Annotated in this window: 11 protein-coding genes and 1 pseudogene; 5 read left to right on the forward strand and 7 right to left on the reverse strand. The window is 72.0% G+C overall.

What is annotated here, in order from left to right:
* Positions 1-145: 145 nt before the first annotated feature.
* Both GSF22_RS19085 and dxr read right to left on the reverse strand, forming a co-directional pair.
* The gene (locus tag GSF22_RS19085; RefSeq protein ID WP_208814995.1) at positions 146-1393 is read right to left on the reverse strand and encodes a M50 family metallopeptidase; all 1248 of its coding nucleotides are present in this window, start codon (positions 1391-1393) and stop codon (positions 146-148) included.
* Positions 1393-2604 carry a 1-deoxy-D-xylulose-5-phosphate reductoisomerase gene (gene dxr, locus GSF22_RS19090; RefSeq protein ID WP_208814997.1) on the reverse strand — a complete coding sequence of 404 codons (1212 nt, stop codon included), beginning with the start codon at positions 2602-2604 and terminating at the stop codon, positions 1393-1395. Before dxr ends, GSF22_RS19085 begins: the two co-directional genes overlap by 1 nt.
* A gap of 308 nt (positions 2605-2912) precedes the next feature.
* Between dxr and GSF22_RS19095 the strand changes: the two genes are divergently transcribed.
* Entirely contained in the window at positions 2913-5192 is a 2280-nt protein-coding gene (locus GSF22_RS19095) for a putative Ig domain-containing protein (protein WP_208814999.1), read from the forward strand.
* A gap of 89 nt (positions 5193-5281) precedes the next feature.
* On the opposite strand, the gene GSF22_RS19100 is transcribed toward GSF22_RS19095, so the two are convergent.
* A complete protein-coding gene (locus GSF22_RS19100) occupies positions 5282-5827 on the reverse strand; it encodes a GNAT family N-acetyltransferase (protein WP_208815001.1) in 546 nt (181 codons plus the stop codon).
* Positions 5828-5878: 51 nt separating this feature from the next.
* Between GSF22_RS19100 and GSF22_RS19105 the strand changes: the two genes are divergently transcribed.
* A complete protein-coding gene (locus GSF22_RS19105; protein WP_208815006.1) occupies positions 5879-6763 on the forward strand; it encodes a YhjD/YihY/BrkB family envelope integrity protein in 885 nt (294 codons plus the stop codon).
* On the opposite strand, the gene GSF22_RS19110 is transcribed toward GSF22_RS19105, so the two are convergent.
* Positions 6733-7899: an alkaline phosphatase PhoX gene (locus GSF22_RS19110; RefSeq protein WP_208815010.1), complete on the reverse strand. Its 1167-nt coding sequence runs from the start codon at positions 7897-7899 to the stop codon at positions 6733-6735. The two genes, GSF22_RS19105 and GSF22_RS19110, sit on opposite strands and share 31 nt — an antisense overlap.
* Positions 7900-7963: 64 nt before the next feature.
* The gene (locus GSF22_RS19115; RefSeq protein WP_244367717.1) at positions 7964-10195 is read right to left on the reverse strand and encodes an MMPL family transporter; all 2232 of its coding nucleotides are present in this window, start codon (positions 10193-10195) and stop codon (positions 7964-7966) included.
* A gap of 118 nt (positions 10196-10313) precedes the next feature.
* Here GSF22_RS19115 and GSF22_RS19120 point away from each other — a divergent pair, with 118 nt between their 5' ends.
* Positions 10314-11045 carry a TetR/AcrR family transcriptional regulator gene (locus tag GSF22_RS19120; RefSeq protein ID WP_208815011.1) on the forward strand — a complete coding sequence of 244 codons (732 nt, stop codon included), beginning with the start codon at positions 10314-10316 and terminating at the stop codon, positions 11043-11045.
* 11 nt (positions 11046-11056) lie between these two features.
* Positions 11057-12652: a phytoene desaturase family protein gene (locus GSF22_RS19125; protein WP_208815013.1), complete on the forward strand. Its 1596-nt coding sequence runs from the start codon at positions 11057-11059 to the stop codon at positions 12650-12652.
* A gap of 109 nt (positions 12653-12761) precedes the next feature.
* Here GSF22_RS19125 and GSF22_RS19130 read toward each other — a convergent pair whose 3' ends face one another.
* Positions 12762-14324 (reverse strand): Rieske 2Fe-2S domain-containing protein, encoded by a 1563-nt coding sequence (locus GSF22_RS19130; RefSeq protein ID WP_208815015.1) that lies wholly within the window; start codon positions 14322-14324, stop codon positions 12762-12764.
* 208 nt (positions 14325-14532) lie between these two features.
* On the opposite strand from GSF22_RS19130, the gene GSF22_RS19135 reads away from it, so the two are divergent.
* Entirely contained in the window at positions 14533-14754 is a 222-nt protein-coding gene (locus GSF22_RS19135; RefSeq protein WP_208815017.1) for a DUF2631 domain-containing protein, read from the forward strand.
* Positions 14755-14858: 104 nt separating this feature from the next.
* On the opposite strand, the pseudogene GSF22_RS19140 reads toward GSF22_RS19135, so the two are convergent.
* Positions 14859-15318 (reverse strand): annotated as a pseudogene (locus GSF22_RS19140) (DivIVA domain-containing protein); the annotation flags it as partial.

The following is a 15318-nucleotide window of genomic DNA, read 5'->3' on the forward strand; positions in this document are numbered from 1 at the left end:
TGGTGGTCATCGACTGCACCGACACCGGCGCACCCCCACCCACCGGCACCGAACCGACCATGATCTGACGACTGGCCCGACGGGGCGCGAGCGGCGGGGGCGGTACGGCGGGCATACCGAGACTGACAGCGGTCACTTCAGGCACTCACCTTGAGAAGAGCGTTATCGGATTGACGACGTCCGCGGTGACGGTGAGCAGCGTGAACGCGCCGCCGACCAGGATCACCGCGTACGTGAGGGGCATGAGCTTGAGATAGTCGACCCGGCCCGGGTCGGGCCGGCCGATCCGGGTGAAGATCCAGGACCGGACGCGCTCGAACCAGGCGATGGCGATGTGCCCCCCGTCGAGCGGCAGCAGCGGCAGCAGGTTGAAGATGCCGACGAAGAAGTTCAGCGAGATGAAGAGGAACACCAGGATCTGCCAGACGCCGGCCTCCAGCGCCTCGCCGCCCAGCCGGCTCGCCCCGACCACGCTGATCGGGGTGTCCTTGTCCCGCTCGCCGCCGGTGATGGCGGTCCAGAGCGCGGGGACCTTCTGCGGGATCCGCTTCATCGCCTCGTAGGTGCCGACCGCCAGTTGGCCGGTGTAGTGGCCGGTGGCGCCGAACGCCTCGACCGGCCCGTACGTCACCATCGCCGGCTTCTGCACGTCGAGGTCGACACCGAACGCGGCGACCGGGCCGACCGGACCGGCCAGGTTCTCCAGCGGCGCACGCTGCACCTGGGCGAGGGTGACGTCGGCGCGGGCCGGTACGCCGTCCCGGACGTAGTCGACCGTGACGCGGCCGGGCGGGGTCGACCGCAGCGTGGTGAGCAGGTCCCCGTAGGTGCCGATCGGGGTGCCGTTGAGTGCGGTGATCAGATCCCCGTCGCGGAGGTCGGCCTGGGCCGCCGGGCTGACCGGGTCGCCCGGCTGGCAGGCGCGGGCGACGTTCTCCACGACCACGCAGTCCTGCACGTTGATCGCCGCCGGCTCGCGGCGGGCCTCGTCGTTGGTGGTCGGGTACTCCGGGTTGGGCAGGCCCATGAAGATCGCGGCCAGCCAGATCGCGATCAGCGCGAGGGCGAAGTGGGTGATCGAACCGGCGGACATCACGATCGTCCGCTTCCAGACCGGGAACCGCCACATCGCCCGGTGCTGGTCGGCGGGCTCGACGTCGTCGTCCTGCGGCGTCATGCCGACGATCTTGCAGAAGCCACCGAGCGGGATGGCCTTCAGACCGTACTCGGTCTCCCCCCGTCGGAACGAGAAGACGGTCGGGCCGAACCCGACGAAGTAGCGGGTGACCTTCATCCCGAACCGCTTGGCGGTCAGCATGTGCCCGGCCTCGTGCAGGCTCACCGAGATGAGGATCCCCAGAGCGATGACCACCACCCCGAGCAGGTACAGCATCAGGCTTCCTTCCCCGACCTCGCAATGATCTCCTGGGCGTGTGTCCGCGCCCACGACTCGGCGGCGAGCACGTCCTCGACGGTACCTGGTTCGGTGAAGTCGGGCGCCGCCTCCAGCACCCGTTCCAGGGTGTCGACGATGCCGAGGAAGGGCAGCCGCCCGGCGACGAAGGCCGCCACGCACTCCTCGTTGGCCGCGTTGTAGATCGCCGGACGGCAGCGCCCGGTCTCCCCGGCCGCCTTGGCCAGCCGGACCGCCGGGAAGGCGTCGTCGTCCAGCGGGAAGAACTCCCAGGTGTGCGCGGTGGTCCAGTCGACCGCCGCCGCCGCGTCCGGTACCCGGTCCGGCCAGCCCAGCCCGAGCGCGATCGGCAGCCGCATGTCCGGCGGGCTGGCCTGGGCGATGGTCGACCCGTCGACGAACTCCACCATCGAGTGGATCACCGACTGCGGATGGACCATCACCTCGATGTCGGCGTACGGCACGTCGAACAGCTCGTGCGCCTCGATCACCTCCAGCGCCTTGTTGACCATCGTCGCGGAGTTGATCGTCACCACCGGCCCCATGTTCCAGGTCGGGTGGGCCAGCGCCTGGGCCGGGGTGACGGCGGTCAGCTCGTCGCGCCGCCGACCCCGGAACGGCCCGCCGCTGGCGGTCACCACCAGCCGGCGCACCTCGGCCCGGGAGCCACCGCGCAGGCACTGGGCCAGCGCGGAGTGCTCGGAGTCGACCGGGACGATCTGCCCCGGCCGGGTCTGCGCGGCCCGGACCAGCGATCCCCCGGCCACCAGGGACTCCTTGTTGGCCAGGGCGAGGGTACGGCCGGCGCGCAGGGCGGCCAGTGTCGGCGCCAGACCCAGTGAGCCGACCACGCCGTTGAGCACGATCTCGGCCGGCCACGCGGCCAGCTCGGTCATCGCGTCCGGACCGGCGACGATCTTCGGGATCCGGAAGTCGCCGGTGGCGTACCCGCGCCGGGTCGCCTCGGCGTAGAAGGCCAGTTGCAGGTCCTGGGCGGCCGACGCCTTCGCCACGCCGACCACGTCGACGCCCAGTTCGAGGGCCTGGGCGGCGAGCAGTTCGACGTTGCCGCCGCCCGCGCCGAGCGCGACCACCCGGAACCGGTCCGGGTTTCGTCGCACGATGTCGATGGCCTGGGTACCGATCGAACCGGTCGAGCCGAGCAGTACGAGTTCGCGGGGGAGGGTCACCCGGCCATTCTTCCCCAGCGGCGCACCGCGCCCACCGGGAGCCTCAGTGCCCACCCGTCCGCCCTGCTCCGGGTACCCGTCGAGGGGCCAACCGTCGGGTACCCGCCGGACCGCCACTGTTCACCCGGCCGTCCCGGTACCGGCGGTGAAGGGTACCGCCGGGGTTCACCTGCCGGCAGGACGGTGTGGGAAACGCCAGCGACCAGCGGAGACAGCCGGACGACCGGCACCGCGGAGGGTACGAAGGAGTCGGATACTTGCTACGCAACGCGACATCACGCCGGTTCAGGGGTGGGGTGGGAGCGGCGGTGTCCCTCGCCGTCGCCGGCACACTGCTGGTCGGTGTCACCCCGGCGGCAGCCGTCGACGGCGACCCGGCCGACGCGGTCGTCCTCACCGAGGACTTCTCGTCCGGGCAGCTCCCGGCCGGGTGGACCAGCCACCTCGGCACCTGGCAGGTCAGGGACGGCCGGTTGCACGGTTCGTCGGTGAGCGGCCAGCGGGCCCGCATCACGTTCGGTACGAGTCACGAGAACTACCGGCTCGACGCCACCGTCGACTTCCTCCAGGTGACGGACCCCTCGCGCTGGCTCAACCTGGCCGCCGACTTCCACGGCGCCGAGGACTACGGCTCCGTCTTCGTCGTACGCAGCAACACCACGCTGAGCAACGGGCTCGAGTACGCGGTACGGACGTCGGTCGCCGGCTCGTACACCTCGCCCACGGTGGCCGCCGCCGGGGTCGCCCTGGGCACGGACAGCACCCACGCACTGTCGCTGGAGGTCCGGGGCGCCCGCGCCACCCTCTCGATCGACGGTGTGCCGTACCTGTCGACGAACGACCTGTTCCGCAGCAACGGCACCCTCGGTCTGGTGGTCAACAACGCCACCGTGGCCTTCGACGACATCAGGGTCACCCGGCTGGCCCGGGAGGCCACCGGGCCGGGCGAGCCGACCGGTCTGCGGGTGGCGTACGACGACACCCGGGCCACGCTGAGCTGGCAGCCACCGGCCGAGCCGGGCACCACCGCGGGCGGAGCCGCCGCGACGGTGACCGGGTACCAGGTCGCCGCCGGCCCCGCCGGTACCGGTCCCGCCGGCCTGACCTGGACTCCGGCCGCCGGCACCAGCCACACCTTCGCCGGGCTCGCGCCCGGGGCGTACACCCTGTGGGTGCGGGCGGTGAACAGTGCGGGCCGGGCCGGCGAGCCGGCCGGCGCGAACGCGTCCCCGGGGGTACCCCGGATCAAGGGCTTCCACCAGAACGTCAGCGGCGGCGCCTGGCCCGCCGGGCACGTGCAGGGCATCGCCGTGGACCAGGAGAACGGGTTCATCTACTACTCGTTCACCAATCTGCTGGTCAAGACCGACCGGGACGGCAACGTCGTCGGCACCGTGGGCGGCTTCACCGGCCACCTCGGCGACCTCGACTTCAACGAGACCGACGGCCGCGTCTACGGCTCGCTGGAGTACAAGGCCCAGAACGCCTTCTACATCGCCATCGTCGACGTCGACGCGATCGACCGGATCGGGATGCAGGCGCAGAACTCCGCGCTGGTCACCACCGTCCACCTGGCCGAGGTGGTCGCCGACTTCACCGCCGACCTGGACGGCAACGGCGTGTTCGACGGCAACACCGGGGACACCCCGGACCACCGCTACGGCAGCAGCGGCATCGACGGCGTCAGCTTCGGCCCGAGGTTCGGCGAGACCGGCGGTACCCGGTACCTGACCGTCGCGTACGGCGTCTACGCGAACCTCACCCGGACCGACAACGACCACCAGGTGCTGGTGCAGTACGACGTACGTGACTGGGCCGGCTACGAGCAGCCGCTGGTGGAGGCGGCCCCCCACCGCAGCGGCCCGACGGAGGTGTCGGGCAAGTACTTCGTCCGCACCGGCAACACCACCTACGGGGTGCAGAACCTGGCGTACGACGACTTCCTCCAGCGCTGGTTCCTGGGGGTGTACGCGGGCGCCAAGCCGGAGTTCCCGAACTACACCCTGTTCGCGGTGGACGCCGCCACCCGGCCGGTACGCGGTGAACTCATCGGCACCGGCGGGGAGCAGGGCCTGCTGGTCCCGCTGGCCACGGACGGGCTGACCCATCCGGCCACCGGCATCCGCGGCTGGTTCCAGAAGGCGGACGTGGGTATCGAGTCGCTCGGGGACGGACTGTTCTACCTCGCCCGCAACGGTACGAGGAACGGGCAGCAGACCGCCGACCTCACGCTGTACCGGTGGACCGGTGCCGCCGACGCGCCCTTCGCAGCGGTGTCCCGCGAGTCCGAGCTGTACCGGGCACCGGTCATGACCTCGGCGGCGCCCCCGGCGGCGAAGGCGGGGCGGACCTACTCCCACACCTTCACCGCCTCGGCCTTCCCGAAGGCGACCTTCACGGTCGTCGCGGGGGCGCTACCGGCCGGGCTCACCCTCGACAGCGCGACCGGCGTGCTGTCCGGCGTGCCGGTGCGGCCGGGCCGGGCCGCCTTCACCGTCGCCGCCGCGAACGGGGTCGACCCGGGTGCGACGCAGGCTGTCGTGATCATGATCGCGCCGGCCCGGCAGGGGCCCGACAAGGAGCACTGAACCGGGGCCCGGTCCGGGCAACCGGAGTCCGGAGCCCGGGGCCAGCGGGTCCGTGCCGACGTCGAGCGTCCGCACGGGCCCACCGGCCGTCAGTCCCGGCGCAGCAGGAACGCCTCCAGTTCCTCACCGCCGTACCAGTCGGTGCGCCGGCCCACCTGGGTCATGCCGAGCCGCCGGGCCACCGCCATCGAGGCGTCGTTGCCCGGGGAGACCACCGCCCAGATCTCCGGCGTACCGGTGGTGAACTCCCGGCTGACCGCCGCCTGGGCCGCCTCGGTGGCGTACCCGTGCCCCCAGGAGTCGGGGTGCAGGTGCCAGCCCACCTCGATGTCGGTGGTGGGTACCGACTCGTCCCGACCGGGCAGCGGCTTGACCAGGACGCTGCCGACCACCAGCCCGGTGTCCCGCCGCTCGATCGCCCAGATGCCGTACCGGTCGCCGTACGCGACGAACCGGGCGTGCCAGCGTCGCACCAGGTCGACGGCCCGCGCCGGGTCGGTCAGCGGCAGGCCGGGGGCGGCACCGAGCCAGCGGACCACCTCGGCCCGGGAGTAGATGTCGTAGGCCCGGTCCAGGTCCGCCGGGGATTCGCTCCAGTCACGCACGATCAGGCGTTCGGTGGTGAGAACGGTCATGGCCGGGAAGCCTAGTGAGTGGCGGGGGTACCGGCGGGGAATGAGATGACGATGGGTGACGCATGGCGGCGGGTACGGCGGGTGACGGCGGCTGCCTTCCGGCCGGTACGGGGCCGGGACCTGTCCCTGCACGCGGCGGCGATCACCTTCTACGGGGCGATCGCCGTGGTGCCGGTGGCCCTGCTGGCCATCTGGACGACCGGACTGGTGGCGGGTGCCGGGCGGGTACGCCGGCTCACGTCGCACGCCGTGGAGACGCTGCCGGACGCCATCGGTGCCGACCGGGCGGTGGCCGCGCTGGTCGGTGCCGGGCTGGAGATGACCCCGCTGTTGGCGTTGGCCGCCCTGCTGCCGGCGTCGTTCTACGGCGAGGGGTTCCGCCGGGCGTTCGTCTCGGTGGCCGCCCCGCCGGATCCGGGCGAGTCCCTGGTCGGGTGGCGGGGCCGGTTGCTGCTGCTGCCGCTGCTCGCCCCGGCCCCCGCGCTGCTGCTGTCGATCCTGATGGCGCTGCCGTTGACCACCCGGTTGGTCCGCCAGGGTGGCTGGGCCGGCGCGCTCGGCGTGGTGCTCTCCTTCCTGGCCGTGTGGCTGGTGCTCACGCCGGTCCTGCTCTGGGTGTTCCGGGTGGTCGGACCGGCCGCACCGGACTGGCTGTCGGCGCTCGCGGTGGGTTCGTTCACCGCGGCCAACCTCTCCGGGTTCCTGCACGGCTTCGTGCTGTTCTGCTCGCTGCCGCTGGATCTCGGCGTGCCGTTCGGCGGGTTCGACGAGATCGGTGCCGGGGTGGCCGTGCTGCTCTGGCTGTACCTGTTCCACGTCATCGTGCTGGCCGGGTACTCGGCCACCCTGGCGTTGAGCCGTTGGCGGGCGCGCCGCCGACCGGCAGCGCCTCCTCCGGCAGCGGGTCAGCGGCGGAACGGGCCGGTCACCTCGTAGGTGATCCCGCCGGTACCGGCGACGTTGCCCGAGGTGCCGCGCTGGGAGGAGAAGTAGAACCGGGACCCGTCCGGGGAGAACGCCGGGCCGGTGATCTCCGAGGACGACTGGCCGAGGAGGCGCAGGAAGGGCGCCACCACCCCGTCCGGCGTGATGATGTTGATCTCCATGTTGCCGCCGTCCTCGGCCACGTAGAGGTCTCCCCCGGCGGTGCCGGTGATGTTGTCCACCCCGGTCAGCGGCGCGGCGCCGTCGGGCACCAGCGAGTCGTCGTACGCCAGGTCCAGTCGCTGGCCGACCGCGTCGTACGCCCACACCCGGTTGTCGCCCTTGGTGGTGAACCAGCAGGTGCCGTCGGCGTACCAGCAGCCCTCACCACCGGCGAAGTGCTTCGCCGCGTCGACCTGGTGCCGGGTGGCCACCGGGAAGCCGTCCCGGTCCGGGACGTCGACCCAGGTCACCGGCCCGGCCACCTGGTCGGCCGGGGCGCAGAGCACCTGTACCCGACCGCTGCTCAGGTCGCCCCAGGTGTCCGGGACGAACCGGTAGAAGCAGCCGTCGGACTCGTCCTCGGTCAGGTAGACCACCTGCCGCTGCGGGTCGCAGGCGGCGGCCTCGTGGGTGAACCGGCCCATCCGGGTCCGTTCCTCGGCGGCCCGGCCCCCCTCCGGCCAGGTCTCGAAGACCCGGCCGAGGGGTACCTCCTCGCAGGAGAGCCAGGTGCCCCACGGGGTGGGCCCGCCCGCGCAGTTGACGTTGGTGTTGGACAGGATCCGGTACGCCGACGCGATCGACCCGTCGGCGGCGAACCGGACGGCGGAGGCACCGCCGAACAGCGGGATCTCCGAGTTCGACACGTAGATCCAGCCGCTGCCGGCGGCGAAGCAGGCGCCCCCGTCGGGGGCCGGGTGCCAGAGGTGGCCCGTCCCGGGTACCCGCTGCCCGGAACGGGCGATCACCCGGCTGGTGAAGCCGACGGGTAGCTGGATGCCGTTGGCGTCGGCGGGCAGCAGGGCGCCGTACGGCCCCGGCCCGGGTTGGGCGACCCCGGCGAACGCCTGCTGCCAGAGTGCTCCGGAGAAGGCGGCGGTGCCGGCGCCGAGGACGGCGGCGCGCAGGACGGTACGACGCTCCACGGATTACCTCCAGATGTGTCGATGCCCCCACGACAGTAGACCGCCGAGGCATCGACAGTCGCAACTATCCGGTGAACGCGTGGTGACGGTCCGCCGGCTCCACGACCGGCGCCCCGGCCGACGGTGCACCGGCTCCGGCCGGCGCCGGGTCGACCGACTCCCGGATGCCGTACCGGCGGTAGATCCGGCCCAGCGGGCCCGGGGCCCACCAGTTCCACCGACCCAGCAGCCGCATGGTGGCCGGCACCAGCAGCGCCCGGACCAGGGTCGCGTCCACCACGATCGCCACGATCATGCCGATGCCGATCAGCTTGATGTACGCCATGCCGCCGGTGGCGAAGCCGGCGACCACCACGACCAGCAGCAGTGCGGCGGCGGTGATGATCCGGCCGGTCTGCTGGAGGCCGGTGGCCACGGCGGTGGTGTTGTCCCCGCTGCGGTCCCACTCCTCGCGGACCCGGGAGAGCAGGAACACCTCGTAGTCGGTGGCGAGGCCGAAGAGGACGGCGAGCATCAGGATCGGGTTGCTCGGCTCGATGAAGCCGGTCGGGGTGAAGCCGAGCAGGTCGGCGAGGTGCCCGTCCTGGAAGATCCAGACGATCACCCCGAAGGACGCCCCGATCGAGACCAGGTTCATCAGCACCGCCTTGACCGGCAGGACCACCGAGCCGAAGGCGAGGAAGAGCAGCACCAGGGTGGCCGCCGCCATGATCAGGGCCATCCAGGGCAGCCGGGAGGAGAGGCTGTCCAGCAGGTCCCGGTCCGCGGCGGGCCGACCACCGACGAGCACCTCACCGCCGTCCGGCGCGGGCAGGGCACGCAGTTCGCGGACCACCCGCTGGGCGGCGTCCCCGGTCGGTTCGCCGGAGTAGGTCACCGAGAGCAGGGTGGCGTTCCCCCGGTTGGCCACCGGCTGCGCGCCGGTCACCCCGGGCAGCCCGGCGATCCGCTGGGCGAACTGTCCGGCCTGCTCGGCGGAGACCCCGGTGACCAGGACGTCGACCGGGGCGACGGTACCGCCGGGAAACTCGGTGCGGATCCGCTCGGAGACCACCCGGGCCGGGGCGTCGGCCGGCAGCACCCGCTCGTCGAAGCCGCCGAACTCCATCCGCAGCGAGGGCGCGGCCAGCGCGAGCAGCACCACGACCACGCCGACCGCGAAGAGCGCCGGACGGCGCATGACCACCCGGGCGATCCGGGCCCAGCCGCCGCCGGTCAGGGTGGGGACCGGCCCGGCGGCCTTCGCGCCACGCCGCCACGGCAGGGGTACCCGCAGCGCGTCGATCCGGTGGCCGAGCACGGCGAGCAGGGCCGGGAGCACGGTCAGCGAGGCGAGCATGGCGACCAGTACGGCGGCCATCCCGCCCAGTCCCATCGAGCGGAGGAACGCCTGCGGGAAGATCAGCAGGCTGGCCATGGCGACCGTGATGGTGAGCCCGGAGACGAGGACGGTACGGCCGGCGGTGGCCATGGTCCGGGCGATCGCGGTGGGGGTGTCGTGGCCGGCGGCGAGTTCCTCGCGGAACCGGCTGACCACGAAGAGCGCATAGTCGATGGCCATGCCCAGGCCGATCAGCGTGATCACGTTGATCGCGAAGACGGAGACCTCGGTGACCATGTTCAGCAGTCGGACCGCGATGAACGCGCCGAGGATGGCCAGACCGCCGATGAGCAGCGGGGTGGCCGCCGCGACCAGACCACCGAAGATCAGGATGAGCAGGACCAGCAGCACCGGCATGGAGAGCAGTTCGGCCCGGGTGACGTCCTCGGTGGTCTGGGTGTTCGCGTCGGTCAGGAACGGCACCGTGCCGCCGACCTGGGTGCGTACCCCGGGGGCGTCGAGCGCCGGGCGCAACGCCTGGTACGCCTCGGTCTGCGCGTCCTCGTCGTCGGCGGTCAGCCGGATCAGCGCGTACGTGGCCCTGCGGTCGTCGGAGAGCAGGGCCGGCGACGGGGTGTCGTACCAGCTGGTCACACTGGCGACCTCGGGACGGCTGCGCAGCCCGGTGAGGGTGCCGGTGACCGGGTCCCGGAAGGCCGGCTGGTCGGCGGTGGCGGTGTCGCTGGACCAGAGCACGATCACGTCGGCGCCCTGCCGGCCCAGCGTCTCGGTGATCCGCTCGGCGGCGCGACTGGACTCGCTCGCCGGGTCGTCGAAGCCACCGCCGGTGAGCAGCCCGAACACGCCCGCTCCCCAGGTGGCCCCGACCGCCACCAGCAGCAGCGCGGCGCCGAGCACCGCGTGGCGCAGCCGGACCACGGCGCGCCCCCACCAGTCGAACATCGCGTCCCCCAAGCCGTAAGCTGTAACCATAGATAATCTGAGTGAACGGCGTTAACTATCGCAACGGCGTTTGCTCCCGTCAAGCCGCGCCGGACCACCCCTCCGTCGCGCCCGGCACAGGAGGCCGTCGATGACCGCACCAACCCGGCGGGAACGGCTGCGCACGGCGACCGTCACCGAGATCAAGGACGGAGCCCGGCGGCTCCTCGTGACCGGCGGACCGGAGGCCGTCTCGCTGCGCGCCATCGCCCGGGACATGGGCATGACCGCGCCGGCCATCTACCGCTACTTCCCCAGCCTGGAGGCGCTGGTCGCGGCGGTCGCCGGGGACCTCTACGACGAACTGCGCAGCACCATCGAGGCCGCCCGGGACGGTGCCGGGGACGAGCCCGTCGGTCAGCTCATCGCGATGGCGAGGGCCTTCCGGAACTGGTCGGTGACCCATCCGGCCGAGTTCGGTCTGCTCTTCGGCGCGCCCACGCCCGGGCTGGACGCGTTCGTCGCCGGCTGCGGCGACGCCGACCATCCGGGAGCCCGGTTCGGTGCGGTCTTCGCCCAACCCCTCCTGGACCTCTGGCAGCGCACGCCGTTCCGCACCCCGCCACCGGAGGTGATCCGCCAGCGCCTCGGCGACCGGCTGGAGCCGTTACGGCTCAGCCACGGCGAGATACCGATCGAGGTGGCCTACACCTTCCTCGCCGGCTGGACCCGCCTCTACGGCCTGGTCGCGATGGAGGTGTTCCGGCAGCTCACCTGGGCGGTCACCGAACCGGAGGCGCTGTTCGAGAGCGAGATGGCCATGTTCCTGGACGAACTGGGGAATTCCCGCCAGGTACTGCCGCCGGCAGGTTCCGCCGACTAGGCTCGCCCGCCATGAACGCTGAGCTACCGGCCCGGGCCGATGTCGTAGTCATCGGAGCCGGGCACAACGGCCTGGTCTCCGCCGTCCTGCTGGCCAGAGCCGGCCTGGACGTGCTGGTGCTGGAGGCCGCCGACACGATCGGCGGCGCCACCCGCACCGAACAGCCGTTCCCGAAGGTCCCCGGCCTCCGTCACTCCACCGGCTCCTACCTGCTCGGGTTGATGCCACCCGAGCTGCTCGCCACGCTGGACGTGACGATCCCGGTACTGCGCCGCGACCCGCACTACTTCCTGCCCACCCCGGGCGGGGCCGGCTCGCCGTACCTGCTGATCGGGAGCGACCGGGCGGCCACCCGGCAGCAGCTCACCGAGTTCTTCTCCCCCGCCGACGTGGCCGCCGACGACGCCATGCAGGCCGAACTGGCGGCGCTGCGCGACGACCTCGCCCCGGCCTGGCTCACCGGGCCGCTACCGGTCGAGGAGACCGCCGAACGGTACGTCCGGCCGGCGCTGCGGGAGGTCTTCGTCAACCTGGTACGCGGCTCGGTCGCCGACCACCTGGCCCGTTTCGACTTCCGCTCCGAGCTGCTGGTCAGCATGTACGCGGTCACCGACGGGCTCTCCGGGCTCAACGCCGGCCCCGACGACCCCGGCACCGGCCACAACTTCCTGGTGCACAACATGTGCCGGCTACCCGGCTCGGACGGCACCTGGATGATCGCCGAGGGCGGCATGGGCACCGTCTCCCGGACCTTCGCGCAGGCCGCCCGCACCGCCGGGGCGACCATCCTGACCGGTACGCCGGTCACCTCGGTCACCCTGGACGGCGGCGCGGCCAGCGGGGTGGTCCTGGCCGACGGCCGTACCGTGGCCGCGTCGGTGGTGCTCGGCGCCTGCGACCCGTACCGGCTCATCGACCTGCTGCCCGACGGGGCGCTCCCGGCGACGCTGACCGACCGGATGGCGGCGGTCCGCCGGCCCGGCACCACGCTCAAACTCAACCTGGCCCTGACCGGGCTGCCCCGCTTCCGGTGCCTGCCCGACGACGCGCCGAGCCCGTTCGGCTCGACCATCCACCTGCTGCCCGGCTCGGCCTCCCTGGCCGGCGGGGACGGACCGGCGCCGATGGCCGCGCTGCGGGCGATGTGGGCGGACGTGCAGGCCGGGCGGCTGCCGGCGGAGCCGACCATCGAGTGGTACCTGCACACCACCGTCGATCCGTCCCTGTCCGACGAGGCGGGTCACCACTCGTCGGCGCTGTTCGTGCAGTCCGTGCCGTACGCCCCCGCCGGCACCACGTGGGACGAGGCGCTCCCCGGTTACGTGGACCGGCTGGTGGCCATCTGCGAGCGGTACGCCCCGGGGGTCGGGGACCTGATCGCCGACGCGGTGCCGCTGGCGCCGCCCGGGATCGAGGCGCACTTCGGCATCACCGGCGGGCACATCCACCACGTGGACAACACCGTGTCGTTCACCGACCGGATGCCGTACGCCACCGGGGTCGACGGCGTGTACGCCGGCAGTGCCGGTTGCCACCCGGCGGGCAGCGTGATCGGGGCGGCCGGGCACAACGCGGCCCGCCGCATCCTCGCCGACCTCGGCCGCTGAACCAGGTTGATCATGGAGTTGTGGTGGGGCAGTTGCGGCGGAATGCGGCTTCTGCGGGACACCACAACTCCATGACCGCCCGGGTCGGGTGGCGGGGTCGGCGCCCGCGTCAGTCGGCGGTCACCGGGGCGTCGGCGCGGTGCGCCCGGATCTGGTGCCCGACGCTGGTCAGGCAGCGGCCACTGGCCAGGTCGAACTTCCAGCCGTGCAGCTGACAGGTGAGCTGGTTGCCCTCCACGATGCCGAACCGGCTCAGATCCGCCTTCAGGTGCGGGCAGCGCCGCTGCACCACCCAGTCGCCGATGGTGATGTCCTCGGCGTCGACGTTGCGCTCGTGCTCGTCGTACCAGCCCTCGGCGTACTGCATGCGCTCCCGGGAGAGGCACTTGAAGAAGGCGTAGACGAACTCGTTGTACTGCCCGATCCGGGCCGCCGAGAAGCGGCAGGAGAGGAAGAGCGAGTTGACCCAGTCCACCTCGTCGACGTACAGCAGGTGCTCGACCAGGGCGCGCTCGGTGCGGAACCGGTACCGGACCTTCTCGTCCGCGTACGGCCGGACCTGCTTCTCCGGGAAGTCCACCACGATCGACTCGACCGACTCGCCGTCGTAGCCGACCAGGTCGAAGCGGACCGGGCCACCCACCCCCTTGGCCAGGTAGACCGACTCCTCCAGCAGCGGCTCGATCCGCCGCTTCATCTCCTTGAGCACGTCGATCTCGGGGTGCCGCCAGGAAGCCTTCTCCGCCTCGATGATCGGCCGCTTGCGCTCCCGCATCTCCTCCAGGTGCGCGACCTTGCCGGCGAAGAACTCCGCCACGGGTACCGGGTGGGTGGTGGTGCAGCCGGTGGTGGTGATCTCGGCGACGCTGCCCGGCAGCAGCACCACGCCGTTGTCCCCGCCGACCTTGGCGTACTCGGCGAGGAAGACCGACTGGTCGGGGAAGATGTTCCCCTCGTCACCGTGGATGTCGTTGAACTGCCACAGCGCGTCGTCCAGGAAACAGGGCGGCCCCGCGATCGGGAAGACGTGCGACGCCTTCAGGTCGTCGATGTAACGCCAGGTCCGGTCGAACTGCCGCTCCCGCTTCTGCTTGCCGAACGCGGTCTTCGCCGCCGCCGGCAGCTCGTAGACCATCGGGTACCAGATCGCACCGGAGAACTGGAGGAAGTGCGCGTGCACGTGCCCCAGCTCGGCGAAGACACCCAGGTCGGTCGGGCGGGCGTCGTTCTGGTTGAGCAGCCGGACCCCGTCGTACTCCACCCACAGCGACGAGTCGCCGATCGGGCCGTCGGTCGGGCTGGTCAACGCCTGGATCATGATCTTCAGGCCGCCGTCCAGCTCGACGACCTGCTCGTTGGGCGCCCGGAGGAACTTCGTGAAGCCGAGTTCCCGCAGCTCGTCCTCCATCTCGGAGGTGGGGAACTCGGGCAGCAGCACGGTGGCCGACTTCGCCACGAAGTCCCGCAGGTGCGCCGCGTCGAAGTGGTCCCGGTGCAGGTGGGAGACGTAGAGGTAGTCGACCTGACCGAGTGACTCCCAGTCGAGCTGGGAATTGTCCGGGAACGGGAACCACGAGGCGAAGTAGGCGGGATTGACCCACGGGTCGCAGAGGATGCTGCCTGCGGCCGTGTCGATCCGCATGCTGGCATGCCCCGTTCCGGTCACTCGCACCGCACTGTCCCCCTAGAGAAGGCAATCAGATGTACGCCCCGACGCTACCGGAGCCGCTCCGGGCACCTGCCCGCGACGGGGCTACTCGACACCGCCGGTCGTACCCGCCGGGGTGACCGGAGGGCCAACCGGTCGGACCCTGCGCCGGGCCGGCCGGGGGGCGTGCCAGACTACTCCTCAGATCCACGTCAAGAGGGAAGGACCGACAGTGGCAGGAAGCGAGCCGGTAACGTCGCCAGACCAGCACAAGCCGGGGCACCGCAAGGCGGGTCGGATCGGGGCGGTCGTCACCGCACTGGCCCTGCTGGCGATGATCTGCGGCAACCACGAGGGCAGGGTCGAGGACATCTGGCTGATCTCCGGTGCGGTGATCCTGCTGTCCATCGTCATCGGCGACGTGGTGCTGCGCCGCAACGGGCTGCGTTCCTGATCCACCCCGGCACCCCGACACGTTCCCCGTGGACGCACGGGTGAGCGGAGACAGCACGGCGAGGGCCCGCCCCCAACACGGGAGCGGGCCCTCGCCGTTTCAGTTCATCGCCCGAGCAGGATGTCCTGTACCTCCTTGAGGGCGGCATCCACCTCGGCCTCGAAGTAGCCACCCGGCACCAGCCCGAACCGCAGGCCGTCCAACTCCTGCGGGTTCACCGGCATCGGCCCACGGCCGGACATCCCGGCGAGAAGCCGGTCGAAGAGCTGATCCACCTGGTCCGGGTCGTACCCGCTGCCGAAGCGCCGTACCTGGAAGGTGCGCCGGATCTGGTCCACCCGGTACAGGTCACTGCCGGGCGGCCCGGCCATCGGGGGTCCACCCGCCGGCGGGCCGGCCACCGGCGGCGGCCCGCCGACCGGCGGACCGGCGGGCGGGGACGCCGACGGGCCGCGCCCCCGGGGGTCGCGCAGCTCGCGCTCGGGCATCCGGATCTCCGCGGTCATGTCGGCGCGGCCATGGCGACCCGCCACGAAACCGTCGAACCGGTCCTCGGGGCCGAAT

It is taken from the genome of Micromonospora echinofusca (genome assembly GCF_017614955.1).
GTDB lineage: Bacteria > Actinomycetota > Actinomycetes > Mycobacteriales > Micromonosporaceae > Micromonospora > Micromonospora echinofusca_A.

What these genes read in the sequence shown, in the direction of transcription:
- GSF22_RS19105 (WP_208815006.1), top strand. Translation starts at nt 5,879, where the DNA reads ATGGGTGACGCATGGCGGCGGGTACGGCGGGTGACGGCGGCTGCCTTC.
- GSF22_RS19120 (WP_208815011.1), top strand. Translation starts at nt 10,314, where the DNA reads ATGACCGCACCAACCCGGCGGGAACGGCTGCGCACGGCGACCGTCACC.
- GSF22_RS19085 (WP_208814995.1), bottom strand. Translation starts at nt 1,393, where the DNA reads ATGCTGTACCTGCTCGGGGTGGTGGTCATCGCTCTGGGGATCCTCATC.
- GSF22_RS19100 (WP_208815001.1), bottom strand. Translation starts at nt 5,827, where the DNA reads ATGACCGTTCTCACCACCGAACGCCTGATCGTGCGTGACTGGAGCGAA.
- GSF22_RS19125 (WP_208815013.1), top strand. Translation starts at nt 11,057, where the DNA reads ATGAACGCTGAGCTACCGGCCCGGGCCGATGTCGTAGTCATCGGAGCC.